Annotated in this window: 20 protein-coding genes; 10 read left to right on the top strand and 10 right to left on the bottom strand. The window is 61.9% G+C overall.

Annotation, left to right across the window (positions count from 1 at the left end; genetic code table 11):
• Positions 1-104 precede the first annotated feature (104 nt).
• The 5 genes from HYPGJ_RS00715 to mnmE form a co-directional block, all read right to left on the bottom strand.
• Complete coding sequence (locus HYPGJ_RS00715; protein ID WP_013217236.1) at positions 105-983, bottom strand: ParB/RepB/Spo0J family partition protein; 879 nt, start codon at positions 981-983, stop codon at positions 105-107.
• A gap of 60 nt (positions 984-1,043) precedes the next feature.
• Entirely contained in the window at positions 1,044-1,892 is an 849-nt protein-coding gene (locus HYPGJ_RS00710) for a ParA family protein (protein WP_013217235.1), read from the bottom strand.
• A 4-nt stretch (positions 1,893-1,896) separates the two neighbouring features.
• Positions 1,897-2,556: a 16S rRNA (guanine(527)-N(7))-methyltransferase RsmG gene (rsmG, locus tag HYPGJ_RS00705; RefSeq protein ID WP_046845428.1), complete on the bottom strand. Its 660-nt coding sequence runs from the start codon at positions 2,554-2,556 to the stop codon at positions 1,897-1,899.
• Positions 2,556-4,427 (bottom strand): tRNA uridine-5-carboxymethylaminomethyl(34) synthesis enzyme MnmG, encoded by a 1,872-nt coding sequence (mnmG, locus tag HYPGJ_RS00700; protein WP_046845427.1) that lies wholly within the window; start codon positions 4,425-4,427, stop codon positions 2,556-2,558. Before mnmG ends, rsmG begins: the two co-directional genes overlap by 1 nt.
• A gap of 191 nt (positions 4,428-4,618) precedes the next feature.
• A complete protein-coding gene (gene mnmE, locus HYPGJ_RS00695; protein ID WP_244465959.1) occupies positions 4,619-5,932 on the bottom strand; it encodes a tRNA uridine-5-carboxymethylaminomethyl(34) synthesis GTPase MnmE in 1,314 nt (437 codons plus the stop codon).
• Between the two features lie 74 nt (positions 5,933-6,006).
• Between mnmE and HYPGJ_RS00690 the strand changes: the two genes are divergently transcribed.
• Together HYPGJ_RS00690 and HYPGJ_RS00685 are read left to right on the top strand one after the other, a co-directional pair.
• On the top strand, positions 6,007-8,043 hold the full coding sequence (locus HYPGJ_RS00690) for a thioredoxin domain-containing protein (protein WP_046845426.1): 2,037 nt from the start codon (positions 6,007-6,009) through the stop codon (positions 8,041-8,043).
• A 73-nt stretch (positions 8,044-8,116) separates the two neighbouring features.
• Positions 8,117-9,079, top strand: a complete 963-nt coding sequence (locus tag HYPGJ_RS00685; RefSeq protein WP_046845776.1) for a sterol desaturase family protein — start codon at positions 8,117-8,119, stop codon at positions 9,077-9,079.
• A 101-nt stretch (positions 9,080-9,180) separates the two neighbouring features.
• Here the strand turns inward: HYPGJ_RS00685 and rho are convergent, their stop codons facing one another.
• The 3 genes from rho to hemE all read right to left on the bottom strand — a co-directional run bounded on the left by rho (position 9,181) and on the right by hemE (position 12,253).
• A complete protein-coding gene (gene rho / locus HYPGJ_RS00680; protein ID WP_013217229.1) occupies positions 9,181-10,446 on the bottom strand; it encodes a transcription termination factor Rho in 1,266 nt (421 codons plus the stop codon).
• A 210-nt stretch (positions 10,447-10,656) separates the two neighbouring features.
• Positions 10,657-11,166, bottom strand: coding sequence for a protoporphyrinogen oxidase HemJ (gene hemJ / locus HYPGJ_RS00675; RefSeq protein ID WP_046845425.1), 510 nt, complete (start codon positions 11,164-11,166; stop codon positions 10,657-10,659).
• Between the two features lie 16 nt (positions 11,167-11,182).
• Complete coding sequence (hemE, locus tag HYPGJ_RS00670) at positions 11,183-12,253, bottom strand: uroporphyrinogen decarboxylase (protein WP_083983985.1); 1,071 nt, start codon at positions 12,251-12,253, stop codon at positions 11,183-11,185.
• A gap of 432 nt (positions 12,254-12,685) precedes the next feature.
• Here hemE and HYPGJ_RS00665 point away from each other — a divergent pair, with 432 nt between their 5' ends.
• Genes HYPGJ_RS00665 through dnaQ form a run of 5 tightly spaced genes read left to right on the top strand, consistent with a single transcriptional unit; the run spans position 12,686 to position 16,337 of the window.
• Positions 12,686-13,537 (top strand): pyruvate, water dikinase regulatory protein, encoded by an 852-nt coding sequence (locus HYPGJ_RS00665; protein ID WP_013217226.1) that lies wholly within the window; start codon positions 12,686-12,688, stop codon positions 13,535-13,537.
• Complete coding sequence (locus tag HYPGJ_RS00660; protein WP_046845424.1) at positions 13,530-14,141, top strand: Maf family protein; 612 nt, start codon at positions 13,530-13,532, stop codon at positions 14,139-14,141. Before HYPGJ_RS00665 ends, HYPGJ_RS00660 begins: the two co-directional genes overlap by 8 nt.
• Complete coding sequence (locus tag HYPGJ_RS00655) at positions 14,138-14,974, top strand: shikimate dehydrogenase (protein ID WP_046845423.1); 837 nt, start codon at positions 14,138-14,140, stop codon at positions 14,972-14,974. Before HYPGJ_RS00660 ends, HYPGJ_RS00655 begins: the two co-directional genes overlap by 4 nt.
• The gene (gene coaE, locus HYPGJ_RS00650) at positions 14,968-15,585 is read left to right on the top strand and encodes a dephospho-CoA kinase (RefSeq protein WP_046845422.1); all 618 of its coding nucleotides are present in this window, start codon (positions 14,968-14,970) and stop codon (positions 15,583-15,585) included. The genes HYPGJ_RS00655 and coaE overlap by 7 nt, the downstream gene beginning before the upstream one ends.
• A 38-nt stretch (positions 15,586-15,623) precedes the next feature.
• Entirely contained in the window at positions 15,624-16,337 is a 714-nt protein-coding gene (dnaQ, locus tag HYPGJ_RS00645) for a DNA polymerase III subunit epsilon (protein ID WP_046845421.1), read from the top strand.
• A gap of 21 nt (positions 16,338-16,358) precedes the next feature.
• Here the strand turns inward: dnaQ and secB are convergent, their stop codons facing one another.
• Both secB and HYPGJ_RS00635 read right to left on the bottom strand, forming a co-directional pair.
• A complete protein-coding gene (gene secB, locus HYPGJ_RS00640; protein WP_013217221.1) occupies positions 16,359-16,865 on the bottom strand; it encodes a protein-export chaperone SecB in 507 nt (168 codons plus the stop codon).
• 108 nt (positions 16,866-16,973) lie between these two features.
• Positions 16,974-17,504, bottom strand: a complete 531-nt coding sequence (locus HYPGJ_RS00635) for an FxsA family protein (RefSeq protein ID WP_052750746.1) — start codon at positions 17,502-17,504, stop codon at positions 16,974-16,976.
• Between the two features lie 289 nt (positions 17,505-17,793).
• Here HYPGJ_RS00635 and HYPGJ_RS00630 point away from each other — a divergent pair, with 289 nt between their 5' ends.
• The 3 genes from HYPGJ_RS00630 (at position 17,794) to HYPGJ_RS00620 (ending at position 20,536) form a co-directional block, all read left to right on the top strand.
• Positions 17,794-18,549: a Tim44/TimA family putative adaptor protein gene (locus HYPGJ_RS00630; RefSeq protein WP_046845420.1), complete on the top strand. Its 756-nt coding sequence runs from the start codon at positions 17,794-17,796 to the stop codon at positions 18,547-18,549.
• A 191-nt stretch (positions 18,550-18,740) separates the two neighbouring features.
• Entirely contained in the window at positions 18,741-19,901 is a 1,161-nt protein-coding gene (locus HYPGJ_RS00625; protein WP_046845419.1) for an MltA domain-containing protein, read from the top strand.
• Entirely contained in the window at positions 19,898-20,536 is a 639-nt protein-coding gene (locus HYPGJ_RS00620) for a Smr/MutS family protein (RefSeq protein ID WP_046845418.1), read from the top strand. Before HYPGJ_RS00625 ends, HYPGJ_RS00620 begins: the two co-directional genes overlap by 4 nt.
• Positions 20,537-20,554 lie beyond the last annotated feature (18 nt).

Below are 20,554 nucleotides of genomic sequence, written 5' to 3'. Positions count from 1 at the left end.
TTTATCTCGCGGCGGCGCGCGCGACGCCATGCGACCGCACACCATCAACCCGCCGCCCGAACGTCAAGCGGTCGAAAGGAGGATTACCGCGAAAACCTTAAAACTCAGCCGCCGCCGAGCCGCTGGCGGATATAATCGAGCTGGTCGTAGTTGCCGTACTTGACGACCAGTGTGCCGCTTTCGCCCGAACCCTTCCGGATTTCGACCTTAAGGCCCAGAAGATCCGTGAGTTCCTTCTCGAAGGCTTTGGTATCGGCGTCCTTGTCGCGCAGCTTGCGGATACCGCCCGCCGTGCCGGTTTCGCTGCCGAGCCCGTGAACCATCGCCTCGACGTCGCGAACGTTGAGGCTGTCGCTGATGATCTTCTGTGCCAGCACCTCGGCGTCATCGCGCCCGATCAGCGCCCGCGCGTGACCCGCCGTCAGCTGCCCCTGTTGTACCAGCGACTGAACGCCGGTCGGCAGCTTCAGAAGCCGCAGCGTATTGGCGACGTGACTTCGGCTCTTACCGATGATTTCCGAAAGCTGCTCCTGGCTGTAATCGAAGCGCTCGACGAGCTCCCTGTAACCGGTCGCCTCTTCGATCGCGTTCAAATCCTGTCGCTGCACGTTCTCGATGATCGCGAGTTCGAGCAGCTCACGATCCGTCAGCTCACGGATGATGACTGGGATGGTATGAACGCCAGCCTTTTGCGCCGCGCGCCAGCGGCGTTCACCCGCCACGATCTCATAGCCGCCCGCCATGCCGTTCGGCCGGACGACGATCGGCTGAACAAGACCTTTCGTACGGATCGACTCCGCAAGCTCCGCCAGATCCTCGTCGCGAAAATCCTTGCGCGGGTTGAGCGGGCTCGATTTTACTTCAGCGATCGACACCATGCGCTGCTCGCCTTCCGGCGGCAGACGATGTCCGAGGGGCGCCGGTTCTCCGATCAAAGAGGCCAGGCCGCGGCCAAGTCGGCTCTTCGGTACGACGGAGTTCATTTTCGGACTGCCCCCTGCTCACAAAGTCTCGGTTTCACAATAAGCACAATTCGATTCGCCTTACGCGGCCTTGAAGCGCTTTTCCCGTTCGATAATTTCGGTCGCGAGCCGAATGTAGGCTTGGCTTCCCGCACAATCGTAATCGTAGAGCAGCAGCGGCTTGCCGTGCGACGGCGCTTCCGCGACGCGCGTGTTGCGTGGGATCACCGTCTCGTAGACCTTCGGCCCGAAGAACGCGCGCACGTTGTCGGCAACCTCGCGCGACAGCGACGTGCGTTGATCGTGCATCGTCAGCACGACGCCTTGAATTTCCAAACGCGGATTGAGGCTGGCCCGGATCTGCTCGATCGAATCCTTGAGCTGCGAAATACCTTCGAGCGCGAAGAATTCGCATTGCACAGGAACAAGCACCGCATGCGCCGCTGTCATGGCGTTGAGCGTCAATACGTTGAGCGACGGCGGACAATCGATCAGCACGTAGCTGAAATGCGTATCGGCCGGGCGGTTGCGTTGCTGCCCGACCAGCGCGGTCACCGCATCGCGCAGCTTGAACGGCCGCGTCTGCGGATCGCCCGCGAGCGCCGTGTCAATGCCGACGAGATCGCTGTTCGCCGGAACGACGAAAAGGTTCGGAACCGCGGTTTTCAGCACGGTGTCTAGGATCGACGCCGCACCGGTCAGAATGTCGAAGGATGTCTTGAAGCGCGACTCGGGATCGATGCCGAGGCCGGTCGACGCGTTGCCTTGCGAGTCGAGGTCGAGAACGAGCACGCGCTCACCCACGGCCGCGAGCGCCGTACCAAGATTGATGGCCGTCGTCGTTTTGCCGACGCCGCCCTTCTGATTGGCGATCGCCACCACGCGCGGACCTGCGCTGGCGCCACCCGCGCCTGAAACGTAGCCGGCCACGGGACTACCCCTCCCTCTTGGGCTTCAACGCGTTGAGCAACACGATACGGGCATCCGCATCCGTCATGCTCGGCTTCAGTTCACAATCGAACTGCCAGCCCTGCGCGGCTTGCTCGACTTCGGCCGCTGCATCCTTGCCTTTTAGAAACAACCCGAGCGTCGCGGACGTAAAATAAGGAGCCGACATTTCAAGCAGGCGCGGAAGCGGTGCGAGTGCGCGCGCCGTCAGGCAGTCGACCGACTTTACTTTAGCGCGAGTCTCGGAATTTTCGATTCGCATGCACAGGATGTCCACAGTGATGCCGGTCGCACGGGCCACTTCCCGCAAGAAAGCGGCTTTACGCGCGTCGCTTTCGATCAAGATATGGTGAGTCGCCCCGGTTTCGGCACCAATGATTGCGAGCACAAGTCCGGGAAATCCGGCGCCCGAGCCGATGTCGAGGCAATTCCGGGCGTCCCGCGGCCGAAATCGCCAGAGCTGGGCGCTGTCGGCGAAATGCCGGTGCCAGATATCGCCGAGCGTGCTCGGCGCCACCAGATTGATCGTTGCCTGCCAGCGCGTCAGAATTTGCGCATAAGTTGTTAGACGATCTAGCGTTTCACGTGAAATTCCGAACTCGGCCTGAAACGATTCGGGGCCATCGATCCGCTTGAGAGGCGCCATTACGCGGACTTGCGGGCGCGACCCGCCTTGACGCGCGCCAGCAGCGTCAGCAACGCCGCCGGGGTAACGCCCTCGATCCGTCCCGCCTGCGCGATCGTCCCGGGCCGGTGCTGAACCAATTTCTGACGAACTTCGGCCGAAAGGCTTGGAATAGCGGCGTAATCGAAGTCCACCGGAATACTCACGGCTTCATCCCGCTTGAGCTGCGCCACGTCTTCATCCTGCCGCCGCAGATAGGCGGCGTAACGGGCGTCCACCCCCAATTGCGCGGCGATCTGCGGCGCAAGGCTCCCAAGCTCCGGCCAAATCGGCATGAGGTGCTCGAACGAGATATCCGGGAACGACAAAAGCTCGAACGCCGTGCGCCGCCGGCCGTCACGATTGACCGTCAACCCGTGCCGCGCCGCTTTGGTCGGCGTCAGCGAGAGTTGGTTCAACAAGCTCAGGCCTTCGCTGAGTGCCTTCGTTTTCGCTTCGAAATGCGCCTGACGCGCGCGCCCGACACATCCCAGCGCGATTCCCGCAGCCGTCAGCCGCTGATCGGCATTGTCCGCCCGGAGCTTCAAGCGGAACTCGGCGCGCGACGTAAACATGCGATAGGGCTCCGAAACCCCGCGCGTCACGAGATCGTCGACCATGACGCCGAGATACCCGTCCGTCCGCGAGACGACGAACGGATCGCCCCCGCCGCCCGCTGCCAGCGCCGCGTTGATGCCGGCGAGCAGCCCCTGCGCGCCGGCTTCCTCGTACCCCGTCGTGCCGTTGATCTGCCCGGCGAGAAACAGCCGCGGTAGACGCTTCACTTCGAGCCCGGACGTCAGCTCCCGCGGATCGACATAGTCGTATTCGATCGCATAGCCCGGCCGCTTGATGACGACATTGGCGAGACCCGGCATCGTCCTCAGAAACGCGTCCTGCACCTCAACGGGCAGCGATGTTGAAACGCCGTTCGGATAAATCGTGTCGTCGTCGAGCCCTTCCGGCTCGAGGAAAATCTGATGCGAGGAGCGGTCCGCGAAACGCACGACCTTGTCCTCGATCGAGGGGCAGTAGCGCGGCCCAATACTCTCGATTTGGCCTGAAAACATCGGCGAACGCGCGAGGTTAGCACGGATGATGTCGTGCGTTTCTGCCGTCGTGTATGTGATCCCGCAGGCGATCTGCGGCGTCGTCACCCGCTCGGTGAGAAACGAGAACGGCACCGGTTCGTCGTCGGCCTTCTGCATCTCGAGGCCTGACCAGTCGATCGACTTTCCATCCAGCCGTGCGGGCGTTCCAGTCTTCAGGCGCCCGAGCTTCAGACCCAGCGCATAAAGACGATCCGACAGCTTCAAGGCAGGCGCTTCCCCGGCGCGACCGGCCGGGATCTTCTGCTCGCCCATATGAATGAGGCCGTTGAGAAACGTGCCCGTCGTGAGCACGACCGCCCCGGCACTCAAAGCCCGGCCGTCGCCCGTAACGACACCCGCGACACGGCCATCCTCGACGATCAGGTCCTCGACTCCGCCCTCGACCACGTCGAGTCCCGGAATGGCGGCGATTTCTGCCTGCATGGCCTGGCGGTAAAGCTTCCGGTCGGCCTGCGTCCTCGGACCATGTACCGCCGGCCCCTTTGAACGGTTGAGCAGCCGGAACTGGATGCCAGCCACGTCCGCGACCCGGCCCATCAGACCGTCCAGCGCATCGATTTCCCGGACGAGGTGCCCTTTCCCGAGCCCGCCGATCGCCGGATTGCACGACATCTCGCCAACGGTCGCGAACGAATGGGTCACCAGTGCCGTGCGCGCACCCATCCGCGCTGCAGCGGCCGCTGCCTCGGTCCCGGCGTGCCCGCCGCCGACAACAATCACGTCGTAGGTTCGAGAAGTCATGGGCAGATGCCTACCTCATCCCCAAACGGCGCAAAAGGGCGCTTCTTCGCACCACAACGCCCGGCGAGGCCTCAAAAACACCGCCCGGAGCGTTCGAGTTGGTTAACAAACTCTGATTCACGTGAAACAAAACGGTTCAGCCGGACTGAGTCCCGTCAAGCTGATTCACGTGAAACACTCTGTTAACCACGCTATTTCCCGATGCAGAACCGGCTGAAAACCTGATCCAGCACGTCCTCGACGTCGACCCGCCCCGTAATTCGCCCGACGGCATGAGCCGCCCGCCGAACGTCCTCAGCCCGGAGCTCGACCGCTTCAGAATCCCCAATCAGAAACGCCGTGATCTCGTCCCTGGCCGCTTCGAGGCTTTGCCGGTGCCTCACTCGCGTCAATACTGGGTCCGCCCGCGTCCCGACAGCCTCGCTGGCACGCCGGGCAATCTCAGCCACCAGCCGATCCAAGCCTTCGCCCGTCACAGCAGAGACCGCCAGCAAATCTGCTGTTGATTCCCGGCAAAGATCAGCTTTGGAACGAATTGCAAGGCTTGTTTCACGTGAAATTGGTTCGGGAGGCGTTGAGTCGCCCGCCTCGCTCAACCACACGACGAGATCGGCATCGCGGGCGGCGGCAAGACTGCGCCGGATGCCCTCCTGCTCGACCAAGCTCTCCGCTTCGCGAATTCCGGCGGTGTCCGAGACGACCACCGGCAAACCGGCCAGATCCAGCCGAACCTCGATCACGTCGCGCGTGGTCCCGGCTTCCTCCGATACGATCGCGGCGTCGCGCTTCGCCAGCGCGTTCAGCAGGCTCGACTTGCCTGCATTCGGAGCTCCGAGAAGCGCCACGCGAAACCCGTCGCGCACGATCTCGCCCCGATGCCCATCATCGAGATGCGCGCTGATTTCCGCCGACAGCGCATCTGCCCGCTTTCGCGCCTCTGCAAACGACGACGCCGAAACGTCCCCTTCATCGGAAAAGTCGATCGCCGCCTCGGTCAGCGCGGCAATCTCGATCAACCGCGTCCGCCAGCTCTCATAGAGCTTCGATAGCGTCCCCGAAGATTGCGCCAAAGCCTGCCGGCGCTGGGCTTCCGTCTCCGCTTCGATGAGATCGCCAAGACCTTCGATCTCGGCCAAATCCATCTTGCCATTCTCGAAGCCGCGCCGCGCGAATTCGCCGGGTTCCGCCAGGCGGCATCCTTTGACTGTTCCCAGCGCGCCGAGGATCGCAGCGACCGCAGCCCGGCTCCCATGCCCCTGGAACTCGGCGACGTCTTCTCCTGTTTCGCTGTTGGGTGCCGCGAACCACAACACAACCGCGCGATCGAGCGCTTCCCCGGTGTCCGGATGCCGAATGGTCCGGAATGCTGCGACGCGCGGTTTCGGAACCGGTGCCGTCATCGTCTCCAGTACGTTCCGGACGGACGGACCAGAAATACGAATGACGGATAGCGCCGCACGCCCCGGTGCGCTCGAAAGCGCAAAGATAGTTGAAGCATCAGTCATGGCATTCGCGTACTCGTACATCCGCGCCTTCGCAACATGATCCACCCTTCAGACCGCCGAGCAGACAGTCCGACATGAGCGAAAACCGACTGCAGTACGAGACAAGCCCCTATCTTCTTCAGCACAAGGACAACCCGGTGCACTGGTGGGCCTGGGGCCCGGAAGCGCTCGCGGAAGCCAAACGCACCGGCAAACCGATCCTTCTGTCCGTCGGTTATGCGGCCTGTCACTGGTGCCACGTGATGGCGCACGAGAGCTTCGAAGATCCCGGCACCGCCGAGGTCATGAATGAGTTCTTCATCAACATCAAAGTCGATCGCGAGGAGCGTCCCGACATCGACGCGATCTACATGGGCGCGCTGCATCAGCTCGGTGAGCAAGGCGGCTGGCCGCTGACGATGTTCCTCGACAGCGATGCGAAACCGTTCTGGGGCGGTACCTATTTTCCACGTGAAGCACGCTACGGCCGTCCCGCATTCGTGACGGTGCTGCTGCGGATCGCGGAAGCCTACGCCAACCAGCGCGACGACGTGCGCAACAACACGGAAGCTCTGCTCGCCGCGTTGAAGACGGCCCCGGGAGATAACGCGCCCCGGCAACCGCGACCTGCCACCGAGGATGTGGCCGCCGCCATCTCGCGCGCCGTCGATCGCGAGTATGGCGGACTGTCCGGTGCGCCGAAGTTCCCGCAGTGGAGCATCTTCTGGCTGCTCTGGCGCGTCGGCATTCGCGATGACAATGCAGACGCCAAGAACGGTGTCATCACGACCTTGCGCCATATCTGCCAGGGCGGCATCTACGATCATCTCGGCGGCGGGTTCGCGCGCTATTCGGTCGATGAGTACTGGCTCGTCCCGCACTTCGAAAAGATGCTCTACGACAACGCGCTTCTGATCGATCTGATGACCGAGGTCTGGCGCGAAACGCAGGACCCTCTCTTCAAGACACGCGTCGCCGAGACGATCGCCTGGATCGAACGCGAGATGATCGGCGAGGCTGGAGGCTTTGCCGCTTCACTCGACGCCGATAGCGAAGGCGAGGAAGGCAAGTTCTACGTCTGGAACGCAGACGAAATCGAAGACATATTGGGCGCGGAGGACGCTGCGTTCTTTTCACGTGTGTACGGCGTCGTCCCCGGTGGCAACTTCGAAGGGCACACGATTCTCAATCGACTGGGCTCTCTCGCATTCCTGTCGGAGGAAGACGAAGCGCGTCTCACGAGTCTGCGCTCGAAATTGCTGGAGCGCCGCGCCGCGCGCATCCGTCCCGGATGGGACGACAAGATCCTCGCCGATTGGAATGGTCTCGCGATCGCCGCGATCTCGCGAGCCGCAATCGTGTTCGAACAGCCTGAGTGGCTCGCACTAGCCGAACGCGCATTCTCCGCCATCACTGCCAAGCTCGCCGCCTCGGACGGCCGCCTGTTCCACGCCTATCGCAGCGGCCTCGCCAAGGCGCCGGCGACGGCATCCGACTACGCCAACATGACCTGGGCCGCGATCCGCCTGTTCACCGCTACGGGCTCCGAACGCTATCTCGACCAGGCTCGGCAATGGACCCGCATTCTGGACAAGCACTATTGGGACGAGGATCGCGGCGGCTACTTCACCGCCGCCGATGACACCTTGGACGTCGTCGTCCGCTTGAAATCCGCGACCGACGATGCCGCCCCCAACGCAAACGCCATACAACTCTCAAACCTCATCGCGCTCGCGGCTTTGACGGGAGATGCGGCATACGACGATAGGGCACGCCGCCTCTCGCAGGCGTTTGCATCCGCCGTGGCACATACGCCGATCAGCCACTGCGCGCTCCTCGCGGCGGAACTCGACGCGGATCGTGTGGTTCAAGTCGCGATACAGGCGCCCCCGGGAGCCTGCGACCTCCGCGGCGAACTGCAGCGGTTGTCCATCCCTGGAGCCTTGGAATTTGTGGGTTTGACCGAAACCCAGTCGGGGCAAAGTTCACTGCTCGGCGGGAAGACGATGATCGACGGAAAATCAACCGCTTATGTTTGCGTTGGCCCGGTCTGCAGCGCGCCCATCCAGGAGCCCGAAAAACTGCGCCAGGCTTTGCGCGGGGCGAGAACAGGAGCCGGAGTCGCAGCCTGATCGTTTACCGGATTGAAAACCTGCGCGGATCATGTGCTTGGCGATGATCCGGCCTGAGGACTATACAAGCGCTATGAAAACTCTCCGTGAGATCGTCCGATACGGCTACGCGCCGTTTATGATGTTCGGATTGACGGGCGCTGCCTATTGGGTCGTGTCCGAGCTTGTCGTCGCGCGCGGGCTCACTTGGGCGTACCTGCTGATCGTCCCCCTGCTCGGCATCGCGTATCTCTGCGCCTTCGGTGCCGAAAAGATCGCGCCTTTCTTCGAGGACTGGAACGATCACCACGCCCACGGCGACACGCAGACCAATATCCTGCACATCATCGCTTATGAGACCTCCGCCATCAACGGCGTGTTCCTGATCCCGGTCATCTGCTGGCTGTTCCCGTTCCAGGGTTTGTGGCCCACCGAATGGCCGATGTGGAGCCAGGTGCTGATCGCCTTCCTGGTCGCCGATTTCGCCTTCATGGCGATGCACTACCTGAGCCATCGCCTGCCGGTACTTTGGCGCCTGCACTCCGTGCATCACGGTGTGGGCCGTCTCTACGGTCTCAACGGCGTGATCCGTCATCCGCTGCATCAGGCGATCGACATGGTCGTCGGCAACATGCCGCTCGTCATCATCGGCATGCCGGTGCCGGTCGCCGTCGTGCTGGGCTTCCTGATCTCGGTGACGCTGATCGTGCAGCACTCCAACGTCGATACCCGCCTCGGACCGCTGGCACGCCATCTTTCGATTGGCCGCGTGCACCACCTCCATCACGTGAACTGGGGCACCGAGGGCGATTGCAACTTCGGTCTGCTGCTGACGGTCTGGGACCGCCTGCTCGGCACATTCCATGAGAAGCCGCCGCGCCCCATCACCTCGAAGGACATGGGTGTCGACGAGCTGCCGCACTTCCCCAAAGGCTTTGTCGAACAAATGGTGCTTCCGTTCGTCTACAAGCCCGGCGCCGGCGAGCCTGAGCGGTATAAGCCGAAGGGCGAGACCCCGGCCCAGGAAGCCCGCCGCATCCTCGACGCCGCGGAGTAAGATTCCGCGCTACAACTCTGCTCAATGCTCTCCAAAGCATTCGATACAAAAAAGGCCGCCTCGAACGGGCGGCCTTTTGATTTTCCCGTGAAACGATCGCCTCACGTATTCATCGACTGGAAGAACTCGCCGTTGGTCTTCGTCGAACGCAGCTTGTCGATCAGGAACTCGATCGCGTCCATCGTGCCCATCGGATTGAGGATGCGGCGCAGGACGTAGACCTTCTTGAGCTGATCGCGCGGCACCAGCAGATCCTCTTTGCGCGTGCCGGAGCGCGCCACGTCGATCGCCGGGAACACGCGCTTGTCCGAGACCTTGCGGTCCAGAATGATTTCCGAGTTGCCTGTACCCTTGAACTCTTCGAAGATCACTTCGTCCATGCGCGAGCCGGTGTCGATCAGTGCCGTCGCGATGATGGTCAGCGAACCGCCTTCCTCGATATTGCGGGCCGCACCGAAGAACCGCTTCGGCCGCTGCAACGCATTCGAGTCGACACCGCCGGTCAAAACCTTGCCGGATGACGGAACAACAGTGTTGTAGGCACGACCGAGACGCGTGATCGAGTCGAGCAGAATGACGACGTCCCTCTTATGCTCAACGAGACGCTTAGCCTTCTCGATGACCATTTCCGACACTTGCACGTGACGTGACGGCGGCTCGTCGAAGGTCGAGGAAATCACCTCGCCTTTGACGTTGCGCTGCATGTCGGTGACTTCTTCCGGCCGCTCGTCGATCAGCAGCACGATCAGGTAGCACTCGGGATGATTGGCCGTGATCGAGTGCGCGATGTTCTGCAACAGCACGGTCTTACCGGTGCGCGGCGGCGCCACGATCAGGGCGCGCTGGCCTTTGCCGAGCGGCGACACGATATCGATGACGCGCGAAGAGAAATCCTTGATCGTCGGATCTTCGATCTCGAGCTTCAGCCACTTGGTCGGATAGAGCGGCGTCAGGTTGTCGAAATGGCTCTTATGCTTGGCCTTCTCAGGGTCTTCGAAGTTGATGTTCGAGACTTTGAGCAGCGCGAAATAGCGCTCGCCATCCTTCGGCGACCGGATCTGGCCTTCGACCGTATCACCGGTCCGAAGCGCAAATCGCCGGATCTGCGACGGCGACACATAGATATCGTCGGGACCGGGAAGATAGTTCGCTTCCGGCGATCGCAAAAAGCCGAAACCGTCCTGCAGAACCTCGACGACTCCGGTCGCCGTGATTTCGGTCTCCTGCGTCGCGAGCTGTTTCAGCGTCGCGAACATCAGTTCCTGCTTCCGCAGGGTCGAAGCGTTCTCGACCCCGGTTTCTTCGGCAAACGTGACAAGCTCGGCGGGAGATTTCCGCTTCAGGTCCTCGAGCTTCATTTGTTTCATTGAAAAAGAACTCCGCGGGGGGCGCCACTCGGGCGGTGGCATCGTGGATGTGGTGAGGTGAATGAGATGGCCCGACGGCGACAGAGCGGGCGCTCTGTCATAATGCTGCGGACGTCAACGGGTTTCATGACCACGTCAGAACGTGCCGTCTGCCAAAATCCATATGAGGACGCACGCTTATAGCAGGTCGCCGCGATCCTGCCTAGAGTGTCAAAACGGCTTCACGATCACCATGATCACGATGACGATCATGAGCACAGTGGGAATCTCGTTGATGATCCGCCAATGCCGGGCCGATTTGGTGTTGCGGTCTTCCCGGAAAGCCCGCGTCGCGGCCGAGAGGTACCCGTGCACACCCGAGAGTAACAGCACGCAGGTGAGCTTGGCGTGGAACCAGGGCGCCGCCCAATAACCGCTTTGCCATACAAGCCAGATGCCGAGCACCCAGGCAACGATCATCGCCGGCGACGTGATGACATTGAGCAGCCGCCCCTCCATCACCTTGAAGGTCTCGGACTGAGCGGAACCGACCGGCGCGTCGGCATGGTAGACAAAAAGTCGCGGGAGATAGAGCATGCCCGCCATCCACGCGATCACCGCGATGACGTGAAAAGCCTTGACCCACGGATAGAGCGCGTCACCGCCCGCAAAGATCAGCACGCCGGCAGCGACCGCCGTTATGACCAGCGAGAGCACCGCTCGAACCATCGGTGAGGCCATCGCAGTTCCCTTCGTTTCAACGGCTCCTGCGCAACCGTTCGACCAGGCGCGCAACGTTCTCAGGCGGCGTGTGCGGGACGATCCCGTGCCCAAGATTGAATACGAACGGCAGACCGGTCATCGCATCGCGAATGTCATCGACCCGCTTGTCGAGAGCTTCGCCGCCGGCCGCCAGCAGCAACGGATCGAGGTTGCCCTGCACCACCCGGCCCTTGCGCGCTGTCTCCTGCATCAAGCCCAGGGGACACGATGTATCGCAGCTCACACCGTCGACGCCCGTTCCCTCGAGATAGCTGTCGAGCAAAGCCGCTGAGCCGCGTGGAAATCCGATGATCGGCACGCCCGGATGCCGGGCGCGAACTTCGCGAACAATCTTCGCCGTCGGAGCGATCACCCAGCGCTGAAATTGATCTTCGGCGAGACTTCCGGCCCAGCTATCGAAAATCTGCAGCGCATCGGCGCCAGCGCGCACCTGCCCCGACAAATATTCGATCGACGCATCCGTCAGCAGCGCAATCAGCCGCTGAAAGCCATCCGGATCGCGATACGCCCACTGCCGCGCCGCGCTCTGATCCGACGATCCCCTGCCTTCCGCCACATACGTCGCAACCGTCCACGGAGCCCCGCAAAATCCAATCAATGCCGTTTCACGCGGCAACTCTCGCCGGAGCCGCTCGACCGTTTCGCAAACCAGCGAAAACTTCGTCGGGGTGTTCGATAGGGCGAGTCGGTCGAGGTCAGCAAGCGTCTGAATCGGATCGAGGCGCGGGCCTTCGCCTTCCTCGAACCGCACCGTCTGTCCGAGCGCGTCGGGAACGACCAGAATATCGGAAAACAAAATCGCAGCATCGAAACCGTAGCGCCGGATCGGCTGCAGCGTGACCTCGGCCGCGAGGCGCGGCGTGTAGCACAGCTTGAGAAAACTCCCGGCTTCGGCGCGCACCTGCCGGTATTCGGGAAGATAGCGGCCAGCTTGACGCATCAGCCACACGGGTGGCGGTGAAACCGCCTTCCCCGCAAACGGTTCGAGAAAGCGCCGTTCTGAAACGCCGCCATCTGCCTCACGCACCACGTCACTTCCCTTCACTTAGAAATCCAGAATTTCTTGAGAGTTATTTTTAAGACTCTTAGCGCTGGGGTAATCGGGGATCAGACCTTCATCCTCCGCCGATCAACAGCCTGCCAACACACGTCCGATCTCCCTACGATCGATAGTGCGTTTTCGCTTCCCAAAGCAATAGACCGATAAGCCTCACGTTAATCAACGGCTTGCCAGCCCTCTGCGCATCGGCAACGATTGCAGGCCTTGTTGACAACCCGCGTATGGGCATTGGACAGATCGATTGTCCATAGGGATGACGTTTCGTCGAACAATCTCTTCCGTTTTCGCCGAGATGTGGGTATCGCCGTGGGTGAAACGGCGGTTGTTATCTCAACCTTCTCCGTCTCGCCCCCTGGCGTGCATAACGCCCGACTTTTAAACAGGCTCCGTTCGAATTTTTAGAGACAGGCACCGTCGATGGCATTGCCGAGCATGTTCCACATGCACCTCGTTTCGGACGCGACCGGAGAGACATTGGTTGCGATCGCGAAGGCCGCGACGGTCCAGTATCAGAACATCCGCGCCATCGAGCATGTGCATCCGCTCGTGCGGACGCAACGCCAGCTGAAGCGCGTGCTGAGCGACATTGCGCAGGAACCGGGCATCGTTCTCTACACCGTGGTCAACAAGGCGCTGGCGGATGAACTCGAGACGCATTGCCAGCAACTCAAAATTCCCTGCCTCGCAGTTCTGCAACCGATCATGCAGGTGTTCGAGAGTTATCTCGGCGCGCCGCAAACGCCGACCGTCGCCGGCCAGCATGTGCTCGATGCCGATTATTTCCGCCGCATTGATGCGATGAATTTCACGATGGCGCACGACGACGGCCGCCTGCCGGACAATCTGAGCGATGCCGACATCGTGCTGCTCGGCATTTCGCGCACCTCGAAAACGCCGACCAGTCTCTATCTCGCCCAGCGCGGCTACAAGACGACCAACCTGCCGCTCGTCCCGCAGGTGCCATTGCCGGAACAACTGCTCGAACCGCACTCCGCATTCATCGTGTGCCTGATCGCCAATGTCGATCGCATCGCCGACGTGCGTCGCAATCGCGCCGTGCTGATGGCCGATCGCGATCTCGAGTCCTATGTCGACCGCGATCTAATCTCCGCCGAAATCGCCTACACCCGGAAGCTGGCGGCGCAGTACAGCTGGCCCATCATCGACGTCACGCGCCGCTCGATCGAAGAAGCCGCGACGATGATCTTGAAGCTTTTGCAGGATCGCAAATCCGGCCTGAAATCGGAATCGGAGTCACCTCGTGCCTGAAGCGACGCGTTTGATTCTGGCGTCCGGCAGCGCGGCGCGCCGAACCCTCCTCGAAGCAGCGGGCCTGAATTTCGATGTCATCCCGGCAAACATCGATGAAGGCAAAATTCGCGAGGCTATCGTTGGCGCGACCGCAAACGTCGAAGGCAGCGACATCGCCGGCGTTCTCGCGGCGGAAAAAGCCCGCCTTGTTTCGATCGAGCATCCGAATGCTCTCGTCGTGGGCGCCGATCAGGTCCTGACGCTGGGCGGTAAATTTTTCTCCAAAGCTGAAAATCTCGCTGAAGCCCGCGAAATTCTGTCGATGCTGCGCGGCCGGACGCATGAACTCGTCTCGGCGGTTGCACTGGCGCGCAATGGCGAAGTCCATTGGCAAACGAGCGCGACGGCCGAGATGACGATGCGCTCGTTCTCCGACGAGTTTCTCGGCTGCTACCTCGAAAAAATGGGAGAGCGGGCGCTTCACATCGTCGGCTGCTACGAGCTTGAAGGTCCGGGCGTGCAGCTGTTCGAGGACATCGACGGCGATTATTTCACGATCCTCGGCATCCCGCTGCTGGAACTTCTGGCACGGCTTCGTCACGAAGGCATGGTCACGGCATGACGCGCGCCTGTGTCATCGGCTGGCCGATCGCGCACTCGCGCTCGCCGCTCATTCACAATCACTGGCTGCGCCAATACGGGATTGATGGCTCCTATACGCGCGAGCCGGTGAAGCCCGGAGATCTGCAAACCTTTTTGCAGTCATTGAAAGCGCTGGGACTCGCGGGCTGCAACGTCACGGTCCCGCACAAGGAGACGGCATTCACACTTGCCGCGGTTCGTGATCCCTCAGCCGTCGCCGTCAACGCCGCGAATACGCTTTGGCTCGAGGATGGTCGTTTGGCGTGCGCGAACACCGATACCTACGGGTTCATGGCCAATCTCGATGCCGCTGCGCCCGATTGGCAAAAACGAGCCGGGCCGGTTCTAATCCTTGGCGCGGGCGGCTCGGCGCGCGCCGTCGTTTATGGATTTCTTGAAGCGGGTATCGGCGATATTCGCGTCTTCAATCGCACGCTTGATCGTGCACAGGACCTTGTCCGTCATTTCGGCGCGCGCGTCTCGGCCCATGCCTGGGACGACAGAAACGAGCACGTCCCGGAAGCTTCCGTCATCGTCAATACGACGACGTTGGGCATGAACGGCACCGGCACCGTGGGCATCGATTTCACGCGCGCACAGTCAGGTGCCGTCGCCGCTGATCTCGTTTACGTGCCGCTCGAAACGGAATTCCTGAAATCGGCGCGCGCCAACGGACTGATCGGCGTCGATGGTCTCGGCATGTTGCTTCACCAGGCCGTTCCCGGCTTTGAAAAATGGTTCGGCGTGCGCCCCGTCGTGACGTCCGAGCTCTATCAGATCATCGCGCGCGATATCGGCGGTGCCAAATGCTGATCGTCGGCCTGACGGGCTCGATCGGCATGGGAAAGTCCACGGCCGCCGCTCGGTTTCTCGAACGTGGCATCCCGGTTTTCGACGCCGACCGAGAAGTGCACCGGCTTTATGCCGGACCGCTGGCCGACGAGATCGAGCAGGCGTTTCCGGGCGCGACGACAGATGGCAAAGTCGATCGCGCGAAATTATCGGCGCTGCTCCTCGGCAAGCCGGAAAAATTCGCTGACCTTGAACGGATCGTGCATCCGAGAATCCGCGCCGGCGAACGGCGCTTCATTCAAGCCGAGCACGCCAAGGGCGCCCCGACCGCCGTCCTCGAAGTGCCTCTGCTTTTTGAAGCCGGCGGCTATGGCGCAGTCGACGTCATCGTGGTGGTGAGCGCAGACGAGGCGACGCAACGCGCCCGCGTGCTGTCCCGTCCGGGAATGACGGAATCGAAATTCGCGACGATCCGCAGCCGCCAGCTCTCGGAAGAAAAAAAGCGCGCTCTCGCGGATTTCGTTGTGGAAACAGCCGGAACCGTCGAGAGCTGCAACAGCCAAATCGATGCCGTTATCGATAAGCTGAGAGGCCGCGACGGCGATGCCTTCGATCGCTATTGGCGAGACTGAAATTCCACGACTGAAATTCCCGGGGGACTGACGCTCTCATGCGCGAAATCGTGCTCGATACCGAAACGACGGGTCTCGATCCGAAAACCGGCGACCGCCTGATCGAAATCGGCGGCATCGAGATCATCAATCGCATCCCGACGGGCGTCGAGTTTCACCGCTTCATCAATCCCGAACGCAATGTGCCGATGGAGGCGCAGAACGTCCACGGCATCTCGACCGAATTCCTGATCGGCAAGCCGCTGTTCCGCGAAGTCTATCGCGATTTCCTGGCGTTTATCGGCGACGACATCCTCGTCATTCACAACGCTCAGTTCGACGTCAACTTCCTCAATCACGAGCTGGGTCTTGTCGGCGAGAAACCGCTGAGCTTCGATCGCGTCGTTGACACGCTGGCCTTGGCGCGCCGCCGTCATCCGGCCGGACCGAATTCGCTCGACGCGCTCTGCAAGCGTTACGGCATCGACACTTCCCAGCGCACGAAGCACGGCGCCATCGTCGACAGTCTGCTTCTTGCGGAAGTCTACGTCGAACTGCTTGGCGAGCGTCAGGCGACGTTCGGGCTGCAGACGATCGGCAGCGGCGCGGCGACCAGCGAACGGCGTAACGGCAAACGCGCGGCCGCGAAACCGCGGCCCGAACCTCTGCCGTCCCGGCTGACCGAAGCGGACCTCGTCGCGCATCGCAGCTTCATCGAAAAGATGGGTGCGAAAGCGATCTGGAACCGCTTCTGGGGAGCGGTGACGTCCTGAATTTTGAAAAAAGCGGTGGCCTTAAGCCACCGTCTTTCCTGCCGACTGCGCGAGCTGCTGCTGGCGGCGCACATAGAGCCCGCCGAAATCGATCGGATCGAGCAGCAGCGGCGGGAAGCCGCCTTCGCGCGTGATGTCGGCCACCAGACGGCGCAGGAACGGGAAGATCATGGTCGGGCCGGAGATCAGCAGGAACGGCTCGAGCGCCTGCTCCGGAATGCTCTCGATTTTCAGAACGCCCGCATAGACGGTCTCGAGAACATAAATCGTGCCGAGATTGTTCGACGCCGTCGCTTTGAACTCGATCGCCGACTCGAAAAGATCGTTTTCGATGCGCTGGGCGCCGACGTTGACCTCGACCTTGAGGTTCGGCTGATCGCCCGGGCTCGTGATGAGCTTGCGGAAGTTCGGGTTCTCGAACGACAGATCCTTGATGTACTGGCTGACGATCTTGGCTTGAATCGGCTGCTGGCCTTCCGCCGCAACTGCTTCGGCCGAGCCGTTTCCTGAGCTACCGTTTTCAGCCATGTTGTCCTCTTATGCTTCCCGCCCGTCAAAGGCGGCTGGCTAGCACGCTGGCCCCACGCGCGCAACGCGTGCTTTTACAGTCGCGCCAACAAAACGTCGGATCGGATCTCACGAGCGATAGCGTCGTTGCTGCACTGAGCGCCCTTGCCTGAGCGGTTTCTCGCTGAGGCGTTCGTACTCGCCTTCGATCACGATTCCGTCCGGTTCTTCCTGAGCGTCGCCCTCGGCGGCGTGAAACGAGCCGCGATCGACCTCGGCCTGATAATGAAAAAGCGTGACGAGCTTCAGCAAACCGGTGCGGATCAACGCCCTGCGAACCGGCGGCACCAGCAGCGTCAGTCCGATCGCGTCGGAGATCACGCCGGGAAAGATGAGCAACACGCCCGCCAGAACCTGGACGAAGCCGTCGAACAGCGGCGACACGCCTTTGCGCTCCGAACCGAGCCGCGACAGCGCCCGCTCGAACACCGACAGCCCGACCCTGCGGATCACATACGTCCCGAGCAGTGCCGTGCCGATGATGATGACGGCGAGCCAGCCGATCCCGATGACGCGGCCAAGCCGGATGAGCAGGCCGATCTCCACAAGGGGAAAGGCCGCAAAAAGTAGGATGATCGCAATTTTAAAGGGTTGAGACATCAGCTCTCGCCAATACATTGCGGCACCTTAGCGCGGATGGGGCGGCCGAGCCACTGTCTGACCTGGGGGCGACCTGCGCGTTTTCAACGCTATTCACCACATTCGCCATAAGTGGCTGCCAAGCGGTAAAAGATCCGAGCAAAGTCCCCCTGCGAGACTTCACGCTCGACAACTGTTATAGAGTCAAACCTTCAAAAGTCGGCCGCGAGGCCTTAGATACGAAGCCATACTCGGGCAGTTCGACGTGACACTTTAGCCCGCCACGATACCGGAGGCTCAAGCCTTAAGAATGTCTGGCCAATTTGACCTTATCACGCTGATCGCGCTTATTGTGGCGGTTGCGGCGATCATCAAGCTGAGAAGCGTGCTCGGCCACCGTACGGACGACGATGAGCAGCGCGTTGAGCGTCTGCGCGCCCGCGAACGGGAGGCCAGCCAGCGCGCTGGAGCCGACGCCCCGTCAGCCGACGTCATTACGATGCCGCGGCGCGATCGCGATGCGGCCCCGGCCGCGCCTGCCGCCGAAGCAGCAGGGCCTTCGGCCGAAACGCGCATCAATGCCTATCCTGTCAGCAATCCGGATGTCACCGCTGGCCTCCTCGAAGTGGCTAAGCTGGACCCCGAATTTGATCCGGAATCCTTCGTGACCGGCGCCGGCCGCGCCTACGAAATGATCGTGTCCGCGTTTGCCGAGGGCAATCGCCGTATGCTGAAGGATTTGCTGAGCAAGGACGTCTTTGACGGGTTCAGCTCTGCGATCGCGGATCGGGAAGCGCGCGGCGAGGTGCTGGATCAGCAGTTCGTCGGCATCAAAAAGGCCGACATTGTCGACGCCGAAGTCAAGAACGGCACTGCCGCGTTGACCGTGCGCTTCATCAGCGAACTGATCTCCGCGACGCGCGACAAGGCCGGCGAGGTCATCGCGGGCGATGCGCAGAAGATCAAGGACGTGACCGACATCTGGATTTTCAGCCGGGACATCTCGTCTGCAAAGGCGCGCGGCAATCCAAACTGGCGATTGGTCGCGACACAGGCCCCGAATTAGATCAGAATCGAACTCTGGGCGGCGCACTCAGTGAGCCGCCCAAGTTTTATTGGGCATAGCGGCGCGGACACTGGGGGCGCGTCATGACCATCGCAAGGTGCCAATCGCCCCGGTGGAGGCGCGCCGGTCTCCCGTCCGCGGCCGCAATTCTGATAAGCTCAGCCGGATTTCATCCTGGCGCCGAGCCCGCGATGGCCGGAACATCGATTCCCATGCAGACGAACGCGGTGAACTTCGATCCTATAGCGTTCAGCGACATCCCCGGTTGGGCGGATGACGATCATCTTGCTGCCTGGAAGGCCTTTATCGCCTCGTGTGGTCCGGTGTTGAGCACGTCGGCATCCGGCCCGAAAGCCGGCGAACCCGCCTACAAGCAGCATCTCCTAGAGGTCTGCAGACTGGCTCTTGCCCAGGACGAGGCTGCCGGCATTCGCACGCGCAAGGCAGCGCGCGCCTTCTTTGAACGCCACTTCCGTCCACATCGCGTCGCCGGCGCAAAAGGCGCGGGCCTGCTGACCGGTTATTACGAACCGCTGCTCAAGGGCTCGCGCGTCCGCACAGCCGAATTCCCCATCCCGATCTACCGCCGCCCGCCCGATCTCGTGAACATGGTCGCGGAAAGCGAGCGCGGAGCCAAGTCCTCTGCGCCGACGCATATGCGCAAAACGGAACGCGGGCTCGAACCCTTTCCGACCCGCGCCGAGATCGAGCAGGGCGGGCTCGCGGGCCAAGACCTCGAGCTGATGTACTTCAAAGACCCCGTCGACGTGTTCTTCATGCAGGTGCAAGGCTCAGGACGCGTTGAGTTGCCCGGCGGCGAGAAGGTGCGCGTGTCCTACGATGGCAAGAACGGATACCCCTACACGTCGATCGGCCGCGCGCTGATCGCATCGCGCGAAATCAGCGCCGAGGTCATGTCGCTACAGGCTCTGAAGCAATGGCTGCGCGCCAACGTCGAACGCGCCCGCTCCGTGATGTGGAAGAATGAATCGTATGTCTTCTTCCGCGAGCTGACCGGCGACGATGGCAAAGGTCCGATCGGCGCAAACAACATTCCGTTGCAGCCCCGGCGCAGTCTTGCGGTCGATACGTCCTTCTACGCGCTCGGAACTCCGATTTTCGTCGATGCTCCGGAGCTGACGCACGCAACGAAAACCGGCGGCTTCCACCGGCTGATGATCGCCCACGACGTCGGCTCCGCGATCAAGGGACCGGAGCGAGGCGACATCTATTTCGGCTCGGGTGATGAGGCGGGCCGTCTCGCGGGCGTGACCAAGCAGAAAGGCCATTTCATCGTTTTATTGCCGGTCAGCGACGCCGCGAAACCTCAAGCCGCGGGCAGCGCGCCGTGAAGAAGCCGCACGGCAAAGGCGGCCGCAAAGACCACGCATCCGACGACGACGATGACGCCGTTTGGAAATACGCAGCCGCCACGATCGAGCCGCTGAAACGCGCCAAGGGTCGCTTGCATGTCAGCGAACGCGCGACCACCGAGCCTCCGAAAGCCAAGGCGCCGCCGAAACAGGACCACGCGCACAAATCGCAGGTCTTGAAGCACGAAAACGTCAAGCCTGCACCGGCTGCTCCCATCGCGCCCGCGCGCCGAGTTGCGCCGGATCTTTCGGACTTCGACCGCAAACACGTGCGTAAGATACGCGGCGGCCGTACCGAGATCGAGGCGCGTGTCGATCTTCACGGTCTCCGCCAAAGCGAGGCGCACGCCGCGCTCCGCGCATTTCTGTTCCGCTGTCAGAGCCGGGGTCTGCGCTTCGTGCTCGTCATCACCGGCAAGGGCAAGCCCGGCTCGGCGGCCGAGGCGGGCTATCACAATCCGGAGAATGAACGCGGCGTGTTGAAACGCAATGTTCCCCGCTGGCTGGAAGAGCCGGACGTTCGCACCATCGTCGTCAGCTACACGACGGCCGCGATCCAGCACGGCGGCGAAGGCGCGATCTACGTGCATCTCCGCGCCCGGCACCGCGTCTAGAGCACCTCCGAAAAAGTG

The sequence above is a fragment of the Hyphomicrobium sp. GJ21 genome (assembly GCF_001006785.1).
Taxonomy (GTDB): Bacteria; Pseudomonadota; Alphaproteobacteria; order Rhizobiales; family Hyphomicrobiaceae; genus Hyphomicrobium_B.
The sequence above is the reverse complement of the archived record's forward strand: the minus strand, read 5'-3'. Positions and strand labels throughout refer to the sequence as shown.

Bases quoted from the DNA above. Each gene is read 5' to 3' on its own strand.
- HYPGJ_RS00715 (WP_013217236.1), bottom strand. From the start codon at position 983: ATGAACTCCGTCGTACCGAAGAGCCGACTTGGCCGCGGCCTGGCCTCT.
- rsmG (WP_046845428.1), bottom strand. From the start codon at position 2,556: ATGGCGCCTCTCAAGCGGATCGATGGCCCCGAATCGTTTCAGGCCGAG.
- mnmG (WP_046845427.1), bottom strand. From the start codon at position 4,427: ATGACTTCTCGAACCTACGACGTGATTGTTGTCGGCGGCGGGCACGCC.
- mnmE (WP_244465959.1), bottom strand. From the start codon at position 5,932: ATGACTGATGCTTCAACTATCTTTGCGCTTTCGAGCGCACCGGGGCGT.
- HYPGJ_RS00690 (WP_046845426.1), top strand. From the start codon at position 6,007: ATGAGCGAAAACCGACTGCAGTACGAGACAAGCCCCTATCTTCTTCAG.
- HYPGJ_RS00685 (WP_046845776.1), top strand. From the start codon at position 8,117: ATGAAAACTCTCCGTGAGATCGTCCGATACGGCTACGCGCCGTTTATG.
- rho (WP_013217229.1), bottom strand. From the start codon at position 10,446: ATGAAACAAATGAAGCTCGAGGACCTGAAGCGGAAATCTCCCGCCGAG.
- hemJ (WP_046845425.1), bottom strand. From the start codon at position 11,166: ATGGCCTCACCGATGGTTCGAGCGGTGCTCTCGCTGGTCATAACGGCG.
- HYPGJ_RS00665 (WP_013217226.1), top strand. From the start codon at position 12,686: ATGGCATTGCCGAGCATGTTCCACATGCACCTCGTTTCGGACGCGACC.
- HYPGJ_RS00655 (WP_046845423.1), top strand. From the start codon at position 14,138: ATGACGCGCGCCTGTGTCATCGGCTGGCCGATCGCGCACTCGCGCTCG.
- coaE (WP_046845422.1), top strand. From the start codon at position 14,968: ATGCTGATCGTCGGCCTGACGGGCTCGATCGGCATGGGAAAGTCCACG.
- dnaQ (WP_046845421.1), top strand. From the start codon at position 15,624: ATGCGCGAAATCGTGCTCGATACCGAAACGACGGGTCTCGATCCGAAA.
- secB (WP_013217221.1), bottom strand. From the start codon at position 16,865: ATGGCTGAAAACGGTAGCTCAGGAAACGGCTCGGCCGAAGCAGTTGCG.
- HYPGJ_RS00635 (WP_052750746.1), bottom strand. From the start codon at position 17,504: ATGTCTCAACCCTTTAAAATTGCGATCATCCTACTTTTTGCGGCCTTT.
- HYPGJ_RS00630 (WP_046845420.1), top strand. From the start codon at position 17,794: ATGTCTGGCCAATTTGACCTTATCACGCTGATCGCGCTTATTGTGGCG.
- HYPGJ_RS00625 (WP_046845419.1), top strand. From the start codon at position 18,741: ATGGCCGGAACATCGATTCCCATGCAGACGAACGCGGTGAACTTCGAT.